Source organism: Micromonospora sp. NPDC049060, assembly GCF_040649055.1.
Taxonomy (GTDB): Bacteria; Actinomycetota; Actinomycetes; order Mycobacteriales; family Micromonosporaceae; genus Micromonospora; species Micromonospora reichwaldensis.
The window spans coordinates 19,551-39,862 of sequence record NZ_JBEZEV010000004.1 but is presented as its reverse complement, the minus strand read 5'-3'; the positions used below and the strand labels follow the sequence as shown (position 1 = coordinate 39,862).

Sequence of the window (20,312 nt, the reverse complement as noted above, 5' to 3'; positions counted from 1 at the left end):
CAAACCTTTCGTTCGCGACTGCGGGGCTCGCAAGCTCGCTCCTCGCGCTCACTTTGCCGCCTCCTGGACGGTGCCGCCCGAGGTCGGGGCGGGGTCGGTCCGGCCGACGTCCTGCATGGTCGCCTGCACGGCCGGGTTGATCACATCGGTGACCGGCTTCGGGTAGAAGCCGAGCAGCACGATCAGCGCGATCAGCGGCGCGACCACGAACTTCTCGCGCAGGTTCAGGTCACGCTTCATGCCGTCGATCTGGGTGAGCGCCGGGTTGAGCGTGCCCTGGGTGGTGCGCTGCACCATCCACAGCACGTACGCGGCGGCCAGGATGATGCCGAGCGTCGCGATCACCGCGACCGGCTTGTTCACCGTGAACGTGCCGATCAGCACCAGGAACTCGGAGACGAACGGCGCGGTGCCGGGCAGCGCGAGCGAGGCCAGACCGGCGAAGAAGAGCACCCCGGCCAGGATCGGCACCAGCTTGCCGGCGCCGCCGAAGTCGCTGATCAGCGCGGAGCCCCGCCGGGCGATGAGCATGCCCACCACCAGGAAGAGCAGGCCGGTGGCGAGCCCGTGGTTGACCATGTAGAGCACCGCGCCGGTGCCGGCCTGGGTGGTGAAGGCGAAGATGCCCACCCCGATGAACCCGAAGTGCGCGATCGAGGTGTACGACACCAGTCGCTTCAGGTCGTTCTGGCCGACCGCCAGCAGCGCGGCGTAGATGATGCCGATCACGCCGAGCGCCAGCGCCCACGGGGCGAACCACTTGGCCGCGTCCGGGAACAGCGGCAGGCAGTAGCGCAGGATGCCGAAGGTGCCGACCTTGTCGAGCACGCCGACGAGCAGCGCCGCCGCACCCGCCGGGGCCGCGCCACCGGCGTCCGGCAGCCAGGTGTGGAACGGGAAGAACGGCGCCTTGATCGCGAACGCGAGGAAGAAGCCGAGGAACAGCCAGCGCTCCGTGCCGGTGGAGATGTCCACCTGGGACAGCGCCTGCCAGTCGAAGGTCTTCCCGCCGACGACCCAGAGGCCGATCACCGCGGCGAGCATGAACAGACCGCCGACCAGCGAGTAGAGGAAGAACTTCACCGCCGCGTACTGCCGCTGGTGGCCGCCGTAGCTGCCGATGAGGAAGTACATCGGCACCAGCATGACCTCGAAGAACACGTAGAACAGGAACACGTCGGCGGCGGCGAAGACGCCGATCATCGTGCACTCGAGGACGAGCAGCAGGGCGAAGTAGACCGGCACCGACCGCTTGGACGACTCGGCGTCGTGCCAGGACGCCAGGATCACCAGCGGTACGAGCACCGCGATCAGCATCAGCATCACCAGCGCGATGCCGTCGGCGGCGAAGGTGAAGCTGACGCCCCAGTTCGGAATCCAGGTGTAGGACTCACGGAACTGGAAGCGGTCGCCACCAACCTCGAAGGTCACCCACATGACCACCGACAGCACCAGCACCAGCAGCGACCAGCCGAGCGCCACCTGCTTGGCCAGCTCCGGCCGGCTGCGCGGCAGGAAGGCCACCACCAGGGCGCCGACCAGCGGTGCCACGGTGAGCACCGAGAGGAACGGGAAGTCGGACATTATGCGGCCTTACCTCCGTCGTCACTGCGCGGTCCGCCGGAGACGGCCGCCTGGAAGAGGTCGATCACGCCAGCCACCCCGCCTCGACGGCCAGGAACGCCGCCAGGACCAGCAGCGCGCCGGTCAGGATCGAGGTGGCGTACGACCGGACGAAGCCCGTCTGGAGCCGCCGGAGTCGACCCGAGCCGCCACCGATCCCCGCCGCGAGGCCGTTGACCAGCCCGTCGACGCCCCGGTTGTCGAGGTAGACCAGCGCCCGGGTGAGGAAGATGCCCGGCTTCTCGAAGATCGCCTCGTTGACCGCGTCCGTGTAGAGGTTGCGGCGGGCGGCGGTGACCAGCACCCCGGCCGGCTGCGGCGCGGTGGCCGTGCCGTTGCGGAAGAGGAACCAGGCCAGCCCGGCACCGAGCACGGTGACCAGGATCGACAGGATCTTGATCACGGTGTGCGAGAGCACCGCGTGGTGCTCCCCCTCTGCCGCACCGAGTCCGGCCGTGGCGGTGAGCCAGTCCGGCACCGAGGTGGAGAGCAGCCAACCCGCCCCCACCGAGCCGACCGCCAGCAGGATCAGCGGGATGGTCATCAGCTTCGGCGACTCGTGCGGGTGCCCGATGTCCTCGGTCCAGCGCTTCGGCCCGTGGAAGGTGAGCACGAAGAGCCGGGTCATGTAGAACGCGGTCAGTCCGGCGCCGAGCAGGGCCGCGCCGCCGAAGAGCCAGGCGGTCCAGTCCTCCCGCTCGAACGCGGCCACGATGATCGGCTCCTTGGAGAAGAAGCCGGACAGCGGCGGGATGCCGATGATCGCGAGCCAGCCCGTCATGAAGGTGATCCAGGTGACCTTCATGTACTTCGACAGCCCGCCGAACCGGCGGATGTCGACCTGGTCGTTCATGCCGTGCATGACCGAGCCGGCGCCGAGGAACATGTTGGCCTTGAAGAAGCCGTGCGCCAGCAGGTGCACGATCGCCAGCGCGTAGGCACCGCCGCCGAGGCCGACGCCGAGGAACATGTAGCCGATCTGGCTGACCGTCGACCAGGCCAGCACCCGCTTGATGTCGTCCTTGGCCGCGCCGATGATGCAGCCGATCAGCAGCGTCAGCGCGCCGACGCTCACCACCACCAGCTGGAGGGTGGAGTTGGCCGAGAAGATCGGGTTCGAGCGGGCGATCAGGTAGACGCCAGCGGTGACCATGGTCGCGGCGTGGATGAGCGCCGACACGGGGGTCGGGCCCTCCATCGCGTCCGGCAGCCACGCCTGGAGCGGGAACTGGCCGGACTTTCCGGTCGCGCCGAGCAGCAGCAGCAGGCCGAGCACCAGCACCGTGGTCGCGGTCAGCGAGCCGACCCCGTTGAAGACCTCGTCGTACTGGGTGGTGCCGAGGCTGGCGAACATGATGAAGATGCCGATCGCCAGGCCGGCGTCGCCGACCCGGTTCATCAGGAACGCCTTCTTGCCGGCGGTGGCGGCGCTGGGCCGCTCGTACCAGAAGGAGATCAGCAGGTACGACGCCAGACCGACGCCCTCCCAGCCGAAGTAGAGCATCACGTAGTTGTTGCCGAGCACCAGCAGCAGCATGGCGGCGACGAACAGGTTGAAGTAGGCGAAGAACCGCCGGCGTCCCGTGTCGTGCGCCATGTACTCGACCGCGTAGAGGTGGATCAGGAAGCCCACCCCGGTGATCAGCAGCACGAAGACGGCGGCCAGCGGGTCGAAGAGCAGACCGAAGTCCACCCGCAGGTCGCCGACCGTGATGAAGTCCCACAGGCTCAGCTCGACCGACTTGTTCTCCAGCCCGCGGAGCTGGAAGAAGTAGGTCAGGCCCAGCACGAACGCGGCGCCGATGGCGGCCACCCCGAGCCAGTGCCCCCAGCGGTCCGCCCGCCGGCCGAGCAGCAGCAGGACCGCCGCGCTGAGCAGCGGAATCGCCACCAGCAGCCAGACGCTGCCCAGCAGCCCGTCCGCCGTCGCGTAGGCGACGGTGCCCACCGGCTCAGCCGGGGCGTTCGTCAGAATCGTTCCCACCGCAGGACCCCTCAGTACTTCAGCAGGTTGGCGTCGTCGACACTCGCGGAGCGTCGGGTCCGGAAGATCGCCATGATGATCGCGAGCCCGACCACGACCTCGGCCGCCGCCACCACCATCACGAAGAACGCCATGATCTGGCCGTTGAGGTCACCGTTGATCCGGCTGAAGGTGACCAGCGTCAGGTTGGCCGCGTTGAGCATCAGCTCGATGCACATGAAGAGCACGATCGCGTTGCGCCGGATGAGCACACCGACCGCGCCGATGGTGAAGAGCACCGCGGCCAGCACCAGGTAGTAGTCCGGCGTCACTTTTCCGTCCCCTTCAGGGTCGTCTCCCGGTCGTCCAGCTCGCGCACCGGCAGGATCTCCGGGGTGCTCCGCTCGGTCAGCCGGCCGTCCGGCAGACGGGCCGGGGTGGCCACGGAGGAGGAGGTCGCGTAGACGCCCGGGCCGGGCTTCGGGCCCGGGTAGTTGCCCGGGGCGAAGCGCGCCCGCATCGTCTTCGGCTGGTCCAGCCTGTCCTCCTTGCGCCGCTCGATGTGGGCCAGGACCATCGCGCCGATGGCGGCCGTGATGAGCAGCGCCGAGGTGAGCTCGAACGCGAAGACGTACTTGGTGAAGAGCAGCCGGGCGATGCCCTGCACGTTGCCCTCGGCGTTGGCCTGCTCCAGGCCGACCGCCGTGGTGCCCTCCAGCGCGCGCCACAGCCCGCCGCCGGCCAGGCCGGCGAAGCCGAGCCCGAGCACCACCGCCGCGACCCGTTGGCCGCGCAGCGTCTCGATCAACGAGTCCGAGGCGTCGCGACCCACCAGCATCAGCACGAACAGGAAGAGCATCATGATCGCGCCGGTGTAGACGATGATCTGCACCATGCCGATGAACGGCCCGGCCTGCAGGACGTAGAAGACGCCCAGGCAGAGCATCGTCAGCACCAGCCAGAGGGCCGAGTGCACGGCGTTGCGCGCCGCGACCATCCCGATCGCGCCGATCAGCGCCAGCGGAGCCAGGATGTAGAAGGTCACCTGCTCCCCGCTGGAGACCTCGCCCGCCGCGGCGAGCATCGTCTGCGTGGTCATGCTCCGTCTCCCTTGGCGGCTGCCGCCCGCTGGGCGTGCTGCTCGGCGCCCGGGAAGGTCACACCGGGGTGCTCCTCCACCTGGTACCGGCCCGGGTTGTTGGCCGAGTGCTCCGCGCCGGCCGAGGTGCCCGGGTTGGTCAGCGCGCCGACGTAGTAGTCCTTCTCGCTGTCGCCGAGTCGCATCGGGTGCGGCGGCTGCTCCATGCCCGGCAGCAGCGGCGCGAGCAGCTGCTCCTTCGTGAAGATCAGATCCTGCCGGTTGTCCCGGGCCAGCTCGTACTCGTTGCTCATGGTGAGCGAGCGGGTCGGGCAGGCCTCGATGCAGAGCCCGCAGAAGATGCAGCGGGCGTAGTTGATCTGGTAGATGCTGGCGTACCGCTCACCCGGCGAGAAGCGCTGCTCGTCGGTGTTGTCGCCGCCCTCGACGTAGATCGCGTCCGCCGGGCAGGCCCAGGCGCACAGCTCGCAGCCGATGCACTTCTCCAGCCCGTCCGGGTGCCGGTTGAGGATGTGCCGCCCGTGGTAGCGCGGCGCCGACACCGGCGGCTTGAACGGGTAGTCGGTGGTGATGACCTTCTTGAACATGTGCGAGAAGGTGACACCGAATCCCTTGAACGTTCCGGTGATCGCGCCCACGTCACACCTCCCTGGAGTCCGGGCCGGCGGCGATGTTGGCCGGTTCCCGCTCGGCGACCACGCGCCTCGTGCGCGGGCTCGGTGGTACCTGCAGGTCCATCGGGGGCAGCGGGAAGCTGCCGTGCGGCCGGTCGTTGACCTGCTCCTGGACCGTCGGCTTCGGCTGCTGCTTCCGGCTCGGCCAGAGCAGCGTGGCGAGCAGCAGGATGCCGGCGGGGATGCCGACGGCGATCAGCTTGCTGCGCGAGTCCCAGTCCTCGATCGAGCGCAGGCCGGCCAGGACCAGGATCCAGACCAGGTTGATCGGGAGCAGGACCTTCCAGCCGAAGCGCATGAACTGGTCGTAGCGCAGCCGGGGCAGGGTGCCCCGCAGCCAGACGAAGACGAACACCAGCATGACGACCTTGCCGAAGAACCACAGCATCGGCCACCAGCCGGAGTTGGCGCCCGCCCAGATGCTGGTGATCGGCCACGGCGCGTGCCAGCCGCCGAGGAAGAGCGTCACGGTGAAGGCCGACATGGTCACCATCGCGACGTACTCGCTGAGCATGAAGAGCGCGAACTTCAGCGAGCTGTACTCCGTCTGGAAGCCCGCCACCAGCTCCGACTCCGCCTCGGGCAGGTCGAACGGCGCCCGGTTCGTCTCACCGACGATGGCGATGAAGAACATGATGAAGCTGGGGAGCAGCAGGAGCGCGTACCAGCCGGGGGCCGGAACCTCGAAGCCCCCGATGCTCAGCCGGGTGCCGTCACCCTGGGCGGCGACGATCCCGCTTGTCGACATGGTGCCGGCGGTCATGAAGACCGCGACGACGCTCAGGCCCATCGTGACCTCGTACGAGACCAGCTGGGCGGCGGAGCGCAGGCCGCCGAGCAGCGGGTAGGTGGAGCCGCTGGCCCAGCCGCCGAGCACGATGCCGTACACGGCCAGCGAGGAGAGGGCCAGCACCACCAGCACCGCCACCGGCACGTCGGTGACCTGTAGCGGCGTCCGGTGCCCGAAGATGCTGACCATCGGCCCGAACGGGATCACCGACAGCGCGGTGATCGCACAGACCACCGAGATCACCGGGGCGAAGAAGAAGACGACCTTGTCGGCGGTCCGCGGGAGGAGGTCCTCCTTGAAGGCGAGCTTCAGGCCGTCGGCGAGGGTCTGCAGCAGACCGAACGGGCCGGCCTGGTTGGGGCCGGGCCGCACGGCCATGCGGCCCACGACCCGGCGCTCGAACCAGACGCCGAGCAGCGTGGCCAGCACGGCGACGACGAACGCGAAGACGATCTTGCCGAGGACCAGCCACCAGGGATCCCGGCCGAAGTCGGCAAGCGTCGGATCCTGGGCCAGGTAGACCGCGTTCACTGCTGTACACCCCCTGCGTTGAGGAGCGGGCCCGGGCGGTCCGCCGCGTCGGCGGCGACCGCGGCGGCGGAGATCCGCACGAGCGCTCCGGACGTCGCGCCGAGGCTGCGTCGCACGGTCGAGCCGGGCGAGTTGGTCGGCAGCCAGACGACGCCGTCCGGCATCTCGGTGATCGCCGCCGGCAGGGTCAGCGCCCCCCGGTCGGTGCCCACCGTCACCGGGTCGCCGTCGGCGACGCCGAGCGCCTCCGCGGTGCCCTTGCCCAGCCGGACCACCGGCGGGCGGGCGGTGCCGGCGAGGTGCTCGTCGCCGTCGGTGAGGCTGCCCAGGTCGATCAGCTGGTGCCAGGTGGCGAGCACCGCCTCACCGGCGCCCGGCTCCCGCACCGTGGCCGGCTCCACCGACGGGGCGGCGGGGCGGTCGGTCCGGGTCCGCGGCAGCGCGCCCAGCTCGCGGCGGACGCTGAGCACGTCACCGGTGCCGAGCTGCACGTCGAGCTGCGCGGCGAGCGCGTCCAGCACGCGGCCGTCGGTCATCGCGGCGGTGCGCAGCACCGCCTCGAAGGTGCGCAGCCGCCCCTCCCAGTCCAGGAAGCTGCCGGCCTTCTCGACCACCGGGGCGACGGGGAAGACCACGTCGGCCCGCCGGGCCACCGCGCTCATCCGCAGCTCCAGGCTGACCAGGAACGGCACCTCGTCCAGGGCCTTCTCGGCCAGCCGCGGGTCGGCCAGGTCGGCCGGGTCGACCCCGGCCACCACCAGCGCGCCGAGCTGACCGCCGGCGGCGGCGGCGAGGATCGCGTCGGTGTCCCGGCCGGCCTGGCTCGGGATCACCCCGGCGGGGATGTCCCACGCCTCACCCAGCTCGGCCCGGGCGGCCGGCTCGTTGACCAGGCGGCCGCCGGGAAGCAGGTTGGGCAGGCAGCCCGCGTCGACCGCGCCGCGGTCACCCGCGCGCCGCGGCACCCAGGCCAGCTTCGCGCCGGTACGCCGGGCCACGTCGGCCGCCGCGGAGAGGCCGCCCGGCACGCTGGCCAGCCGCTCGCCGACGATCAGGATCGCGCCCTCGGCGCTGAGCGCCTCGGCCACCGTCGCGTGCTCGGCGAGCACGGTCGCCTCCTCGCCCGGCACCACCCGGGCCAGCTTGGCCCCGAGCTTCTCCAGGCCGCGGGTGGCGAACGGCGCGATCGCGTAGACCGTCAGCTTCTTCTTCAGGTACGCCTTGCGCAGCCGCAGGAAGAGGATCGGGCACTCCTCCTCCGGCTCCAGCCCGACCAGCACCACGGCCGGCGCCTTCTCGACGTCGGCGTACGTGACGTCGGTGACCCCGGCGACCGAGCTGGCCAGGAAGTCCGTCTCCTCGCGGGAGACCGGCCGGGCCCGGAAGTCGACGTCGTTCGTGTTCAGCGCGACCCGGGCGAACTTCGCGTAGGCGTAGGCGTCCTCGACGGTCAGCCGACCGCCGGTGAGCACCGCCGTGCCCCGCCCGCCGTCCCGCGCCGCGCGCAGCCCCTCGGCGGCGACGGCCAGCGCCTCGCTCCACGCCGCCTCACGCAGCTCGCCGGTCTGCGGGTCGCGGACCAGCGGGGTGGTGAGCCGGTCGAAGGCGCGGGTGTACTGGAAGCCCCACCGCCCCTTGTCGCAGTTCCACTCCTCGTTCACCGCCGGGTCGTCGCCGGCCAGCCGGCGCAGCACCTTGCCCCGCCGCCAGTCGGTGCGCTGGGCGCACCCGGCCGAGCAGTGCTCGCAGACGCTCGGGGAGGAGACCAGGTCGAACGGCCGGGCCCGGAACCGGTACTGGGTGCCGGTCAGCGCGCCGACCGGGCAGATCTGCACCGTGTTCCCGGAGAAGTACGAGTTGAACGGCACGTCCCCGGACTCGTCGGCGGCCGAGCCGGGGCAGCCCGCGCCCGTCTCGACGCCGTAGTCCTCGTCCCGGTAGATGTTGATCTCCTCGGCGGACGACCGGCCCATCAGGTCGATGAACTTGTCGCCGGCGATCTCCTCGGAGAACCGGGTGCAGCGCTGGCAGAGCACGCAGCGCTCGCGGTCGAGCAGCACCTGCGTGCTGATCGGCAGCGGCTTCGGGTACTCCCGCTTGTGCTCGTGGAAGCGCGAGTCGGAGCGTCCGGTGGACATCGCCTGGTTCTGCAGCGGGCACTCGCCGCCCTTGTCGCACATCGGGCAGTCGAGCGGGTGGTTCAGCAGCAGCAGCTCCATGACCCCCTCCTGCGCCTTCTTGGCGACCGGGGAGGTGAGCTGGGTGCGTACGACCATGCCGTCGGCGACGGTCTGGGTGCAGGAGGCGACGGGCTTGCGCTGCCCCTCCACCTCGACCAGGCACTGCCGGCACGCGCCGGCCGGGGCCAGCAGCGGGTGGTCGCAGAACCGGGGGATCTCGGTGCCCAACTGCTCGGCGACCCGGATCAGGAGCGCCCCCTTCGGGGCGGTGACCTCGACGCCGTCGATGGTGAGCGTGACGGTTTCCGGGGCCTTGACGACGTCAGTCATTAGTGGGCTCCCACCAACTGCTTGTCGGACAGCTTCGGCGCCGTGCGCCCCTCGATGTAGTCGAGGTAGTCCTGCTTGAAGTACTTCAGCGACGAGGTCACCGAGCTGGTCGCGCCGTCACCCAGGCCGCAGAACGAGCGGCCGAGGATGTTGTCGCAGGTGTCCAGCAGGGTGTCCAGGTCCTCGTGGGTGCCCTGACCGGCGAGGATCCGCCGGTAGACCCGGACCATCCAGTAGTTGCCCTCGCGGCACGGGGTGCACTTGCCGCACGACTCGTGGTGGTAGAACTCCAGCCACCGGTAGGTCGCGTAGACCGGGCAGTCCTGGTCGGAGAAGATCTGGGTGGCCGTGGTGCCGAGGATCGAGCCGGCCGCCGCCACCCCCTCGAAGTCCAGCGGCACGTCCAGGTGCTCGGCGGTGAGCAGCGGCGTCGACGAGCCACCCGGCGTCCAGAACCTCAGGTTGTGACCGGGCTGCATGCCGCCGGCCAGCTCGATCAGCTCCCGCAGGGTGACGCCCATGCCGCACTCGAACTGGCCGGGGTTGGCGATCCGGCCGGAGAGCGAGTAGATCATCGGGCCGGACGACTTCTCCGTGCCCATGGTCTTCCACCAGTCGGCGCCGCCCAGCACGATGTAGGGGACGCTGGCGATGGTGCCGACGTTGTTGACCACCGTCGGGCTCGCGTACAGGCCGTGGGTCGCCGGGAACGGCGGGCGCAGCCGGGGCTGGCCCCGGAAGCCCTCCAGCGAGTCCAGCAGCGCGGTCTCCTCGCCGCAGATGTACGCCCCGGCGCCCGAGTGCACCACCAGCTCCAGGTCGTACCCGGAGCCGAGGATGTTCCGGCCCAGGTAGCCCTTGGCGGTGGCCTCCCGTACGGCGTTGCGCAGCCGGCGTGCGGCGTGCACCGCCTCGCCCCGGATGTAGATGTAGGCGCGGCTGGCCCGGATCGCGTACGACGCGATGATCACGCCCTCGACGAGGGCGTGCGGGTCGTGCGTCATCAGCGGGAGGTCCTTGCAGGTGCCCGGCTCCCCCTCGTCGGCGTTGACGACGAGGTAGTGCGGCTTGCCGTCGCCCTGCGGGATGAACCCCCACTTGAGGCCGGTCGGGAAGCCGGCGCCGCCGCGACCGCGCAGGCCGGAGTCCTTGATCAGCTGGATCAGGTCGTCCGGGTGCGCCTTGAGCGCCTTGCGCAGGGCCGCGTAGCCGTCGAGCTTCTCGTAGGTGCCGATCCGCCAGGCGTCCGGCGAGAGCCAGCGCTTGGTGAGTACCGGCGTCAGCTTGGCCAGGGTCTCCGGCCGGGGAGTGGTCACTTCTGGACCCCCGTCTCGCTCGCGACGGCGGAGCCCGCGCCACCGGCGCCCGCCTCGGCTTCCTTGAGGTTGCGCTGCTGCGCACCGGCCTCGTCGCCGGCGGGCTTGCCGTCGCCGGCCGGCGCGTTGGCCGCCGCCCCGGCGGCCTCCGCCTCCTGCGCGTCGCGGGGAGCCGGCGGGGCGCCGTCCACCGGAACCTTGGTGCCCGGGGCGTCCGGCACGGCGGTCGCCGCGTCGGGCTGCCGGGTCTCGGCGGTACGCACCTCGGGCGACTTGGCGTCCGGCGCCCTGACGTCACGGGTGGTGCTGCCGGCCGCCTCGGCGGCGGGTGCGGGCTCGCCGGTGCCCGCGTTGCCCGTGGCGGGCCGGGTGCCGTTGCCGCTCGGGGCCGGCGCGGCCTTGGCCGGCTCGGGAGCCGGCTTCGCGGCCTCGCTCCTGGCCTTCGCCTCGGCGGCGGCCTTGTCGGCCTCGGCCTTGCTGCGGATCGGGGTGTTCGGGTCGAAGCCCGGCACCGAGATGCCGTGCTCCTGCGCCAGCCGCAGCCCCCGCAGGGTGGGCTCCCCCGGGCCGCCGTCGGCGACCGCGCCCTCCCGCTCGTCGGCGAAGCCGGCGAGCTGCACCGCCATCTCCTTGAGGGTGCAGAGCCGGGCGCCCCGGGTCGGCATCGGCCGGCCACCGGCGCGCAGCTCGTCGACGACGCCACGCGCGGTCTGCGGGTCCACACCGTCGAAGAAGTCGTAGTTGACGGTCATCACCGGGCCGTAGTCGCACGCCGCCAGGCACTCGGCGTGCTCCAGGGTGATCTTCCCGTCGGCGGTGGTCTCGTCGTGCCCCACGCCGAGGTGCTCGGTGAGGGTGTCGTAGACCTCCTGGCCGCCGAGCACGTTGCACATCGTGTTGGTGCAGACGCTCACCAGGTAGTCGCCGGTCGGCCGGCGCTTGTACATGGTGTAGAAGGTGGCGACCGCCCCCACCTGGGCCTTGTTCAGGCCCAGCACCTCGGCGCAGAACGCCACGCCGGCCGGGGAGACGTAGCCCTCCTCGGACTGCACCAGGTGCAGCAGCGGCAGCAGCGCCGACCGGGACCGGTCGGCCGGATAGCGGGCGATGATCTCCCGCGCCCGCTCCCTGGTCTCGTCAGTGAAAACACTCATCGGTCACAACCACCCATCACAGGGTCCAGCGATGCCCCACCGGCGATCACGTCGGCGATCAGGCCGCCCTCGGCCATCGCCGGGAGCGCCTGGAGGTTGACGAAGCTCGGCTCCCGGTAGTGCACCCGGTAGGGCCGGGTGCCACCGTCGGAGACGGCGTGCACGCCCAGCTCGCCGCGGGGCGACTCGATGCCGACGTAGACCTGGCCCGGCGGCACCCGGAAGCCCTCGGTGACGAGCTTGAAGTGGTGGATCAGCGACTCCATCGACTGACCCATGATCTTCGCGACGTGCTCCAGCGAGTTGCCCATGCCGTCGACGCCGATGGCGAGCTGCGCCGGCCAGGCGATCTTCTTGTCGGCCACCATCACCGGGCCCGGCTTGAGCCGGTCCAACGCCTGCTCGACGAGCTTGAGCGACTCCCGGATCTCGGCGAGCCGGACCAGGTAGCGGCCCCACACGTCGCCGTCGGTGTGCGTCGGCACGTCGAACTCGTACGTCTCGTAGCCGCAGTACGGCATGGTCTTGCGCAGGTCCCAGGCGAGGCCGGCCGAACGCAGCACCGGGCCGGTCACGCCGAGCGCGAGGCAGCCCGTCACGTCGAGCACCGCGACGTTCTTGGTCCGCTCGAGCCAGATGGGCTGCCCGGAGAGGAGGTTCTCGTACTCCTTGAGCCGCTTCGGCAGCAGCTTGAGGAACTCGCGGATCTTGACGATCGCCTCGTCCGGCACGTCCTGGGCCACGCCGCCCGGACGGACGTACGCGTGGTTCATCCGCAGGCCGGTGATGATCTCGAAGATCTCCAGGATGTACTCACGCTCGCGGAAGCCGTAGAGCATCATGTTGATGGCGCCCAGCTCCATGGCGGTGGTGGCCACCCAGACCAGGTGCGAGGAGATCCGGTTCAGCTCCATCATCAGGACCCGGATGGTGTTCGCCCGCTCGGTGATCTGGTCGGAGATCCCGAGCAGCTTCTCCACCGCCAGCGCGTACCCCGTCTCGTTGAAGATCGGGGCGAGGTAGTCCATCCGGGTCACGAAGGTGCTGCCCTGGACCCAGTTGCGGTATTCGAGGTTCTTCTCGATGCCGGTGTGCAGGTAGCCGACGACCGAGCGGGCCTCGCGGACCGTCTCGCCCTCCAGCTCCAGGATCAGCCGGAGCACGCCGTGCGTCGACGGGTGCTGCGGACCCATGTTGACGACGATGCGCTCGTCGTTGATGGGGTCGGCCCCCGAGACGACGCTGTCCCAGTCGCCACCGGTGACGGTGAAGACCTTCCCCTCGGTGGTGTCGCGCTCGGTGGCGTAGTTCGACGTGGTCACTGGTAGGACCTCCTCCGGTCCGGCGGCGGGATCTCAGCGCCCTTGTACTCGACGGGTACGCCGCCGAGCGGGTAGTCCTTGCGCTGCGGGTGCCCCTCCCAGTCGTCCGGCATGAGGATCCGGGTCAGGTTGGGGTGGCCGTCGAAGACGATGCCGAACATGTCGTACGCCTCGCGCTCCTGCCAGTCCGCCGTCGGGTAGATCGACGTGACGCTCGGCAGGTGCGGGTCCTCGACGGAGACCGCTGCCTCCAGCCGCACCGTGCGGCGGTAGGTCATCGAGGTGAGCTGGTAGACGACGTGCAGGCGGCGGGCGTCGGCGCCGAGGTAGTCGACCCCGGAGACCGAGGAGCAGAGCTCGAAGCGGAGCGCCATGTCGTCGCGCATCACCTGGCAGACCTCGGCGATCCGCTCGGGGCGGATGTGCAGGGTCAGCTCGCCCCGGTCGACCACGACCTTCTCGACGGCGTCGGCGAAGTCCGGGTACGCCTCCTCCAGCGCGTCGCGGACCTCGTCGAAGTAGCCCCCGTACGGCCGGGGGGCGTCCTCGATGGTCCGGCGCTGGCGGACGAGGCCGCCGAAGCCGGACACGTCGCCGGAGCCCTGGTTGCCGAACATGCCCCGGCCGGCCGGGCTGGCCGGGGGGTACTCGGCGGGTGCGGTGGTGCTGGCGCCGGCCGGCGTGACCGGAACCGGCACGCCGCCGTCGTCTTGCCTGTCCTGAGGCGCGGTCACTTCTGGACACCCCCGTGCTGCAGGTGGTTCTGGGCCTTCATCCAGTTCTCGATCCGCAGCTGCTCCTCGCGACCCTCACGGACCGCCTTGGTCCACTCGGCCCGCCGGGCCTTGTCGCTGCGGTACGACGACGGCATCGAGCCGTAGGGGACGACCGGAACGTCGCCGCGGGCCTTGCGCGCCTCGAGCATCTTGCGGCCGTTCGGGCCGAGCGGCTCGTGCCCGATCTTCTCGCGCAGCTTGAGGACCGCGTCGATGAGCATCTCGGGCCGGGGCGGGCAGCCGGGCAGGTACATGTCGACCGGGACGATGTGGTCGACGCCCTGCACGATGGCGTAGTTGTTGAACATGCCGCCGCTGCTGGCGCAGACGCCCATCGAGATGACCCAGCGGGGCTCCGCCATCTGGTCGTAGATCTGGCGCAGCACCGGGGCCATCTTCTGGCTCACCCGGCCGGCCACGATCATCAGGTCGGCCTGCCGGGGCGACGCCCGGAAGACCTCCATGCCCCAGCGGCCCATGTCGTAGTGCGGGCCACCGGCGGCCATCATCTCGATCGCGCAGCAGGCCAGACCGAAGGTGGCCCCCCAGACCGACGTCTTCCGCGACCAGTTGACCAGCTTCTCCACCGAGGTGAGCAGGACACCGGCGGGAAGCTTCTCCTCGATACCCATCTGAGGTTCCTCCCTCAGTCCCAGTCCAGGCCGCCACGCCGCCAGACATAGGCGTACGCGACGAAGACAGCGACGATGAACAGGACCATCTCCACGAAGCCGAAGATCGGCAGGGCGTCGAACGAGACCGCCCAGGGGTAGAGGAAGATGATCTCGATGTCGAAGACGATGAAGAGCATCGCCGTCAGGTAGAACTTGATCGGGAACCGGCCGCCGCCGACCGGCTGCGGGCTGGGCTCGATGCCGCACTCGTACGCCTCGAGCTTGGCCTTGTTGTAGCGCCGGGGACCGGCGAAGCGGGCAGCGGCCACGGAGAACAGCGCGAACCCCGCGGCGAGGGCGAACAGCCCGATGATCGGTGCATAAGGCGAGAGCGACATCGTTTTCTCCTGCTCGTCCTTCCCTGCCCTGGTCCTTGTCAAAAATCACACTATTCACGTCCCTCGCGACGGTCGTCGGCGGGGGTCGATCTCCCTTGTCCGCACCTGCGGTCATCGCAGACCGTGGACGGGGCCGTCACACGGGGCTGCCTTCGTTCGCGACCGCAGGCGCTCGCAGGCTCGTTCCTCGGGCTACACGGCCGGCGCCACTCTCGTCATCGTGTTGATGACGCGGTCCATCGCGTCCCCGTCGCGGGGGTCGGTCAGGTTGGCCAGCAGCTTGAGCACGAAGCGCATCAGCATCGGGTGCGGCATCCCGTGCTTCGTGGCCATCCGCATGATCTCGGGGCGGCCGATGAGCTTCACGAAGATGCCGCCGAGCCGGTAGTAGCCGCCGAAGCGGAGCTTCAGCTCCGTCGAGTACGCCGTCAGCGCACGCTCCCGGTCCGCGCCGGCCGGGCGCGCGAGCGCCTGCACGGCCACCTCCGCGGCCAGCTCGCCGGACTCCATCGCGTACGCGATGCCCTCGCCGTTGAACGGGTTGACCATGCCGCCGGAGTCGCCGACCAGCATCACGCCGCGGGTGTAGTGCGGCACCCGGTTGAAGCCCATGGGGAGCGCGGCGCCGAGGATCGGCCCCTCCGCGTTCGCCTCGTCGGTCATGCCCCAGTCGGCGGGCGTGTTGGCCAGCCAGTCGGTGAGCAGCCGGCGGTAGTTGGTCTTGCCGAACGCGGACGAGGAGTTGAGCACCCCGAGGCCGACGTTGACCCGGCCGTCGCCCAGCCCGAAGATCCAGCCGTACCCGGGCAGCAGGTTGTCGCCGCTGTCCTTGCTGCGCAGCTCGAGCCAGGACTCCAGGTAGTTGTCGTCGTGCTTGGCGGGCGAGCGGTAGTAGCGCCGGACGGCGACGCCGATCGGCCGGTCCTCGCGCTTGGCCAGCCCGAGGGCGAGCGGGAAGCGGCCGGAGACCCCGTCGGCCGCGACGACCAGCGGAGCGTGGAAGGTGGCGGGCTCCTTGCCCGGGCCGACCTCCGCCTCGACGCCGGTGACCCGGCCGTCCGGGCCCAGCACCGGGCCGGTGACGTTCACGCCGGTGCGCAGCTCGGCGCCGGCCTCGACGGCGCGCCGGGCGAGCAGGTCGTCGAAGTCGAGCCGGGTGCGCACCAGGCCGTAGTTGGGGAAGCTCGCCAGGTCGGGCCAGTCCAGCTCCAGCCGGACGCCGCCACCGATGACCCGCAGGCCCCGGTTGTGCAGCCAGCCCGCCTCGGGCGAGGTGTCCACGCCCATCCGGATGAGCTGCCGCACCGCGCGCGGGGTCAGCCCGTCGCCGCAGACCTTCTCCCGGGGGAACTCGGTCTTCTCCAGCAGCAGCACCCGTACGCCGTGCCGAGCCAGGTGGTATGCGGTAGCCGACCCACCGGGACCGGCGCCCACGACGATCACGTCGGCGTCATGCTCCACCGCGGCCATCCCGCGCCTCCTCCCGCATGCTCGTGAAATGCTTCACAAGCCAGACGGTGGGAGTCTATGACCGACGTCATGACCACGCCGGACCAGGGGTACCTAACTTGCCGGAGACACGTCGGCCGAGGTCGGAGGCGGGGCGCCGGGGCGGGCCTCAGCGCCGGGCGGAGGCGGCCGGATCCAGGCCGGCGTCGTGCCGGATCGTCTCCGGCAGGTGCTCGCGCAGCGCGCCGCCGGCGGCGCGGTCCAGGGCGGCCAGCACCTCGGCCACGACCTGACGGACGTCGGCGGGATCCGCGCCGGCCAGCTCCTTGAGCTGGGCGATGAGTTCGGTCGCGTCGTCGTCGGTGGCCTCCGCGCCGACCGCCTGGTGTCGTCCCGTCATGGGGGCGAGCTTACGGAACAAAGTGGATCAAAAACGGATATTCAGGGAAAGGGCGCCGAACAGGTCTAGACGCGGACCGCGCGGTGCAGCGCCGCGATCCCGCCGGTCAGGTTGCGCCAGGCCACCCTGCCCCAGCCCGCCGCGCCGATCCGCGCGGCCAGGGCCGGCTGATCGGGCCACGCCCGGATCGACTCCGCCAGGTAGACGTACGCGTCGGGGTTGCTGGAGACGGTGCGGGCCACGCTCGGCAGCGAACGCATCAGGTACGACAGGTAGACCGTGCGGAACGCCGGGTTCACCGGGGTGCTGAACTCGCACACCACCAGCCGGCCGCCCGGCCTGGTCACCCGGGCCAGCTCCCGCAGGGCGGCGTCGGTGTCGTTCACGTTGCGCAGCGCGAACGAGATGGTCACCGCATCGAAGCTCGCGTCGGCGAAGGGCAGCTTCAACGCGTCCCCGGCCAGCAGCGGCACCTGGGGACGGGTGCGCTTGCCGACGCGCAGCATGCCGAGGGACAGGTCGGCGCCCACCGCGTACGCGCCCGACTGGGCCAGTTCCTCGGTGGACACGCCGGTGCCGGCGCCCACGTCGAGCACCCGCTCACCCGGCCGCAGGTCGAGCGCGGCCCGGGTGGCCCGGCGCCAGAACCGGTCCTGCCCGAAGGAGAGGACGGTGTTGGTCAGGTCGTAGCGAGCCGCCACGCCGTCGAACATCGCGGCGACCTCGTGCGGCTGCTTGTCCAGGTTGGCGCGCTGGCCCTGCGGGGTACGGCTCACCCCTCCACTCTGCCAGTCCGGCCCACGCGGGCGGCCGGTGGGTCGGCCGCACCACCACCCGGACACGCCACGGGGGCGGGATGGTCGCCCACCCCGCCCCCGCGTCGTCGTACGTCAGTCGGTCGACTTCTCGTCGCCGGGCGCCACCAGGACGACCCTGCGCCGCCGGGAGAGCAGCAGCAGCGCGCCGCCGGCCAGCAGCACGGCCGCACCGATGCCGCCGATCAGCCCGGCCTGCACGCCGGTCACCGGCAGCCCGCCGTCGCCGCCGCCACCGCCACCGGGGGTGGTGGTCGGGGCCGCCGTGGGTACGCCGGTCGGGGTCGCCGTCGGGGTGGGCGTCGGCTCACCGGTCGGCGTCGGGGTCGGGGTCGGCTGCGCCGACAGGTCGACGAAGGCCTCGAAGACCGTGTGGTTGTCGCCCATGTCGGCCTCGGAGAAGGCCTTCCGCTGCGCCTGGCCGGCGATCCGCGGCTCCTCCTCCGGCTCGCCCTCGGCGACGTCCAGCCCGTACGCGAAGAGGTCGCCCTCCCGCAGCACCGGCTCGGTCACGTCGTCGCCGACCTTCACCGTCACGTCGGCGGTGTAGTACTGCCCCCGGCGGATGGTCGCGCCGGCGTCCTCGCAGAACGCCTGCTCCCTGCCGAGGAACACCTGCGTGACGCAGCCCTGCGGCACCGTCACGAAGCTCACACCCGCCGGGAGGGTGATGCCGTAGAAGACGCCGGTCGCGGGCCGGCTGCCGTCGTTGTAGACCGCCCAGTCCAGCGGGACGGTCTCGCCCCGGCGCACCGGCCTGAGGTCCGGCTCGTCGGCCACCGCGCCGTTGACCACGACGCCTGCCTGGACGTCCTGCGCCCAGGCGGTGAGGTCGTAGCCGGGCTTCGTGACGGTCACCGGCACGACGACCTTGTCGCGAACCTTGCCCCCGGGCGTCGCGGTGACGACGTGCACGACCAGCTTGCCGCCGTCGCCCCGGCCGCCCGTGCTGAACAGCGGGACGCCGAAGTCCTTGCTGGTGCCGGCGGGCAGGTCGCCGAGGGAGCACTGGTAGAGGTGGCTCTCGATGGCGCGGCAGTTCTCGGGCACCAGGAAGCCGACGCGCTTCTCCTTGAGCTGCTGGGTGTTGACCCGCAACGAGACGTCCTCCGCCGTGGCCGTGCCGGCGTTGGTGACGGTGAACTTGAACGGCTTGCTCCGGGCCGCGTCGACACCCTTCGCGAGCTGGGTGCTGATCGGGGTCAGGGCGAGGTCCGGCCCGTCGGCGGCCTGGGCGGGAACGGCGACGGTGGTCAGGCCACCCGCCGCGAGGAGTGCCACGGCACCGGCGCGGGCCAGGGCCGAGCGATGGAACAGGGTCATCGGTCCCCCGGGGGGTTAGGAAGAAACGGATGGTTGCGGAACCCGGGCGGACGCTATCGAAGGTCGAAGCGGCACGCCAGCAGGGAGATCGTGTTTCATCCGTCCGGCCGATCCGGACGGACGGACGGTCCGACGCACAGCGGGGGCGGGATGGTCACCCATCCCGCCCCCGCTGCCGTGCGTTATGTGAACGACCCTCGCGGGTCGATGGAGGACGACCGTCAGGCCGTCGGCTTCTCGTCGCCCGGGGTCACCAGGACGACCCGGCGCCGCCGCGCCACCATGAACATGGCCGCGCCCGCGATCAGCACCGCGCCGCCGATGCCGCCGATCAGCGTGGTCTGCGCGCCGGTGACCGGCAGGCCGCCGTCGTCGTCACCGCCGCCGCCCGCGCCGCCCTTCGCCGCGACGATCACGGCGTACGCGTCGGAGTTGTCGGTGGCGTCCACGTCGGTCGCCCGCAGGCCGGTGACGTTCTCCGGCAGGGTGACCGCGGCCGCCCGCATCCGGCTGGGCGCGGACCCGACCGGCTCGACGCTGACCAGACCGCCCTTGAGGGCACCCGGCTTCACGTCCGCCGCCACGTCGAACACGTGGTAGAAGCCGTAGGCCGAGTAGAGCTTGTCCTCGGGGTTGGTGTCCTCGTCCTGCGGGATCAGGCCGAAGTTGGCGTAGGTGCAGGTGAAGGTGGACTTGTCGGCCGCGTACTCGCAGCCCGGCTCCACCTCGGTCGGGGTGACGCCCTTGGGCAGCTTGACGCTGATCTTCAGACCGGCGGCGGCCTTGTCACCCTGGTTGGCGATGAAGTAGGTCAGCGCCGAGCGGCCGCCCGCGTGCAGGTCGCCGGAGTAGACCGGGTTGCCGTCGACGATCTTCACGGCCTGCTTGACGTCCTCGGCGACGACCGAGAGGTCCGGCCCGCTGGCGTCGGAGAAGTCCAGCGTCGCGGTCTTGGTGTTGTTCGCCGCGTTGGTGTCGTCCTTCGAGATGAGCTTGAAGGAGAGCGGGGCCTTGTAGGTGCCCTCGGCCTCGCTCTTGAACAGCACGATCGGCAGGTCGGTGGTCTCGCCCGGGCCCGGCAGGCCCTTCTCCGTCGCGTGGCAGATGAACGCGGTCGGCTTCTCCCCGGCGAGCTCCACGTCGCAGCCGTCCTCGACGGCCGGCCAGGCGGCGACCTTGTCGAAGTCGACCTTGGACACGTCCACCCGCACGGACAATTCGCTCGGGGTGTTCTTGCCGAGGTTGGTCACCTTGGCGTAGGCGAACTTGCCCTGCGCGTTGGCGGCGACCCGCGTGCCAGCCACCTCGATCGCGAGGTCCGTCTCCGTGCCCGAGGCGTGAGCCGGGCTACCGAGGGCGGTCAACGCGCCGGAGGCGAGCAGCGCGCCGGCGCCGATACGCGCCAGCGAACGGTTACGGAAGATCATGGAAGAGTTCCCCCCGTTGGGGTGAAGGAAAGGTACGGCCGGGGACGTTAGCGGTAAGCGATCACGCCCGCCACCCCACGGAACGGGCGCGTTGAACAGCCTGGCTAAGAATCACTTAAGGAATGCCC

The 20,312-nt window shown here is 70.9% G+C and carries 18 protein-coding genes; all 18 read right to left on the bottom strand.

The features are described from left to right. Positions 1-48: 48 nt before the first annotated feature. On the bottom strand, positions 49-1,584 hold the full coding sequence (locus tag AB0B83_RS03025) for an NADH-quinone oxidoreductase subunit M (RefSeq protein ID WP_132232102.1): 1,536 nt from the start codon (positions 1,582-1,584) through the stop codon (positions 49-51). Between the two features lie 64 nt (positions 1,585-1,648). After that, a complete protein-coding gene (gene nuoL, locus AB0B83_RS03020) occupies positions 1,649-3,607 on the bottom strand; it encodes an NADH-quinone oxidoreductase subunit L (RefSeq protein ID WP_357576719.1) in 1,959 nt (652 codons plus the stop codon). A gap of 11 nt (positions 3,608-3,618) precedes the next feature. Next, positions 3,619-3,918 (bottom strand): NADH-quinone oxidoreductase subunit NuoK, encoded by a 300-nt coding sequence (nuoK, locus tag AB0B83_RS03015; RefSeq protein ID WP_132232104.1) that lies wholly within the window; start codon positions 3,916-3,918, stop codon positions 3,619-3,621. Continuing rightward, positions 3,915-4,685 (bottom strand): NADH-quinone oxidoreductase subunit J, encoded by a 771-nt coding sequence (locus AB0B83_RS03010; RefSeq protein WP_357576718.1) that lies wholly within the window; start codon positions 4,683-4,685, stop codon positions 3,915-3,917. Before AB0B83_RS03010 ends, nuoK begins: the two co-directional genes overlap by 4 nt. Beyond that, a complete protein-coding gene (nuoI, locus tag AB0B83_RS03005) occupies positions 4,682-5,323 on the bottom strand; it encodes an NADH-quinone oxidoreductase subunit NuoI (protein WP_089002426.1) in 642 nt (213 codons plus the stop codon). The genes AB0B83_RS03010 and nuoI overlap by 4 nt, the downstream gene beginning before the upstream one ends. Position 5,324: 1 nt before the next feature. Beyond that, entirely contained in the window at positions 5,325-6,680 is a 1,356-nt protein-coding gene (gene nuoH / locus AB0B83_RS03000; protein ID WP_311413649.1) for an NADH-quinone oxidoreductase subunit NuoH, read from the bottom strand. After that, entirely contained in the window at positions 6,677-9,190 is a 2,514-nt protein-coding gene (locus AB0B83_RS02995; RefSeq protein ID WP_357576717.1) for an NADH-quinone oxidoreductase subunit G, read from the bottom strand. The genes nuoH and AB0B83_RS02995 overlap by 4 nt, the downstream gene beginning before the upstream one ends. Then, a complete protein-coding gene (gene nuoF, locus AB0B83_RS02990; protein ID WP_132232114.1) occupies positions 9,190-10,506 on the bottom strand; it encodes an NADH-quinone oxidoreductase subunit NuoF in 1,317 nt (438 codons plus the stop codon). The genes AB0B83_RS02995 and nuoF overlap by 1 nt, the downstream gene beginning before the upstream one ends. Next, positions 10,503-11,660 (bottom strand): NADH-quinone oxidoreductase subunit NuoE, encoded by a 1,158-nt coding sequence (nuoE, locus tag AB0B83_RS02985; RefSeq protein ID WP_357576716.1) that lies wholly within the window; start codon positions 11,658-11,660, stop codon positions 10,503-10,505. Before nuoE ends, nuoF begins: the two co-directional genes overlap by 4 nt. Then, the gene (locus AB0B83_RS02980) at positions 11,657-12,982 is read right to left on the bottom strand and encodes an NADH-quinone oxidoreductase subunit D (RefSeq protein WP_311413645.1); all 1,326 of its coding nucleotides are present in this window, start codon (positions 12,980-12,982) and stop codon (positions 11,657-11,659) included. Before AB0B83_RS02980 ends, nuoE begins: the two co-directional genes overlap by 4 nt. Further along, entirely contained in the window at positions 12,979-13,716 is a 738-nt protein-coding gene (locus tag AB0B83_RS02975) for an NADH-quinone oxidoreductase subunit C (protein WP_132232120.1), read from the bottom strand. The genes AB0B83_RS02980 and AB0B83_RS02975 overlap by 4 nt, the downstream gene beginning before the upstream one ends. Next, positions 13,713-14,390, bottom strand: a complete 678-nt coding sequence (locus AB0B83_RS02970; RefSeq protein ID WP_132232122.1) for an NADH-quinone oxidoreductase subunit B — start codon at positions 14,388-14,390, stop codon at positions 13,713-13,715. The genes AB0B83_RS02975 and AB0B83_RS02970 overlap by 4 nt, the downstream gene beginning before the upstream one ends. 14 nt (positions 14,391-14,404) lie before the next feature. Beyond that, positions 14,405-14,770: an NADH-quinone oxidoreductase subunit A gene (locus AB0B83_RS02965; RefSeq protein WP_111134310.1), complete on the bottom strand. Its 366-nt coding sequence runs from the start codon at positions 14,768-14,770 to the stop codon at positions 14,405-14,407. 192 nt (positions 14,771-14,962) lie between these two features. Then, a complete protein-coding gene (locus AB0B83_RS02960) occupies positions 14,963-16,240 on the bottom strand; it encodes a geranylgeranyl reductase family protein (protein ID WP_132232124.1) in 1,278 nt (425 codons plus the stop codon). A gap of 148 nt (positions 16,241-16,388) precedes the next feature. After that, complete coding sequence (locus tag AB0B83_RS02955) at positions 16,389-16,619, bottom strand: hypothetical protein (protein ID WP_311413643.1); 231 nt, start codon at positions 16,617-16,619, stop codon at positions 16,389-16,391. Between the two features lie 65 nt (positions 16,620-16,684). Continuing rightward, positions 16,685-17,395, bottom strand: a complete 711-nt coding sequence (locus tag AB0B83_RS02950; RefSeq protein WP_151454888.1) for a demethylmenaquinone methyltransferase — start codon at positions 17,393-17,395, stop codon at positions 16,685-16,687. 114 nt (positions 17,396-17,509) lie between these two features. Further along, positions 17,510-18,757 (bottom strand): cell wall anchor protein, encoded by a 1,248-nt coding sequence (locus AB0B83_RS02945; RefSeq protein WP_357576715.1) that lies wholly within the window; start codon positions 18,755-18,757, stop codon positions 17,510-17,512. Between the two features lie 221 nt (positions 18,758-18,978). Then, on the bottom strand, positions 18,979-20,184 hold the full coding sequence (locus AB0B83_RS02940) for an LPXTG cell wall anchor domain-containing protein (RefSeq protein ID WP_357576714.1): 1,206 nt from the start codon (positions 20,182-20,184) through the stop codon (positions 18,979-18,981). Between the last annotated feature and the right edge of the window lie 128 nt (positions 20,185-20,312).

Bases quoted from the DNA above. Each gene is read 5' to 3' on its own strand.
- AB0B83_RS02995 (WP_357576717.1), bottom strand. From the start codon at position 9,190: ATGACTGACGTCGTCAAGGCCCCGGAAACCGTCACGCTCACCATCGAC.
- AB0B83_RS02965 (WP_111134310.1), bottom strand. From the start codon at position 14,770: ATGTCGCTCTCGCCTTATGCACCGATCATCGGGCTGTTCGCCCTCGCC.
- nuoE (WP_357576716.1), bottom strand. From the start codon at position 11,660: ATGAGTGTTTTCACTGACGAGACCAGGGAGCGGGCGCGGGAGATCATC.
- AB0B83_RS02970 (WP_132232122.1), bottom strand. From the start codon at position 14,390: ATGGGTATCGAGGAGAAGCTTCCCGCCGGTGTCCTGCTCACCTCGGTG.
- AB0B83_RS03010 (WP_357576718.1), bottom strand. From the start codon at position 4,685: ATGACCACGCAGACGATGCTCGCCGCGGCGGGCGAGGTCTCCAGCGGG.
- AB0B83_RS02945 (WP_357576715.1), bottom strand. From the start codon at position 18,757: ATGACCCTGTTCCATCGCTCGGCCCTGGCCCGCGCCGGTGCCGTGGCA.
- AB0B83_RS02940 (WP_357576714.1), bottom strand. From the start codon at position 20,184: ATGATCTTCCGTAACCGTTCGCTGGCGCGTATCGGCGCCGGCGCGCTG.
- AB0B83_RS02960 (WP_132232124.1), bottom strand. From the start codon at position 16,240: ATGGCCGCGGTGGAGCATGACGCCGACGTGATCGTCGTGGGCGCCGGT.
- AB0B83_RS03025 (WP_132232102.1), bottom strand. From the start codon at position 1,584: ATGTCCGACTTCCCGTTCCTCTCGGTGCTCACCGTGGCACCGCTGGTC.
- AB0B83_RS02955 (WP_311413643.1), bottom strand. From the start codon at position 16,619: ATGACGGGACGACACCAGGCGGTCGGCGCGGAGGCCACCGACGACGAC.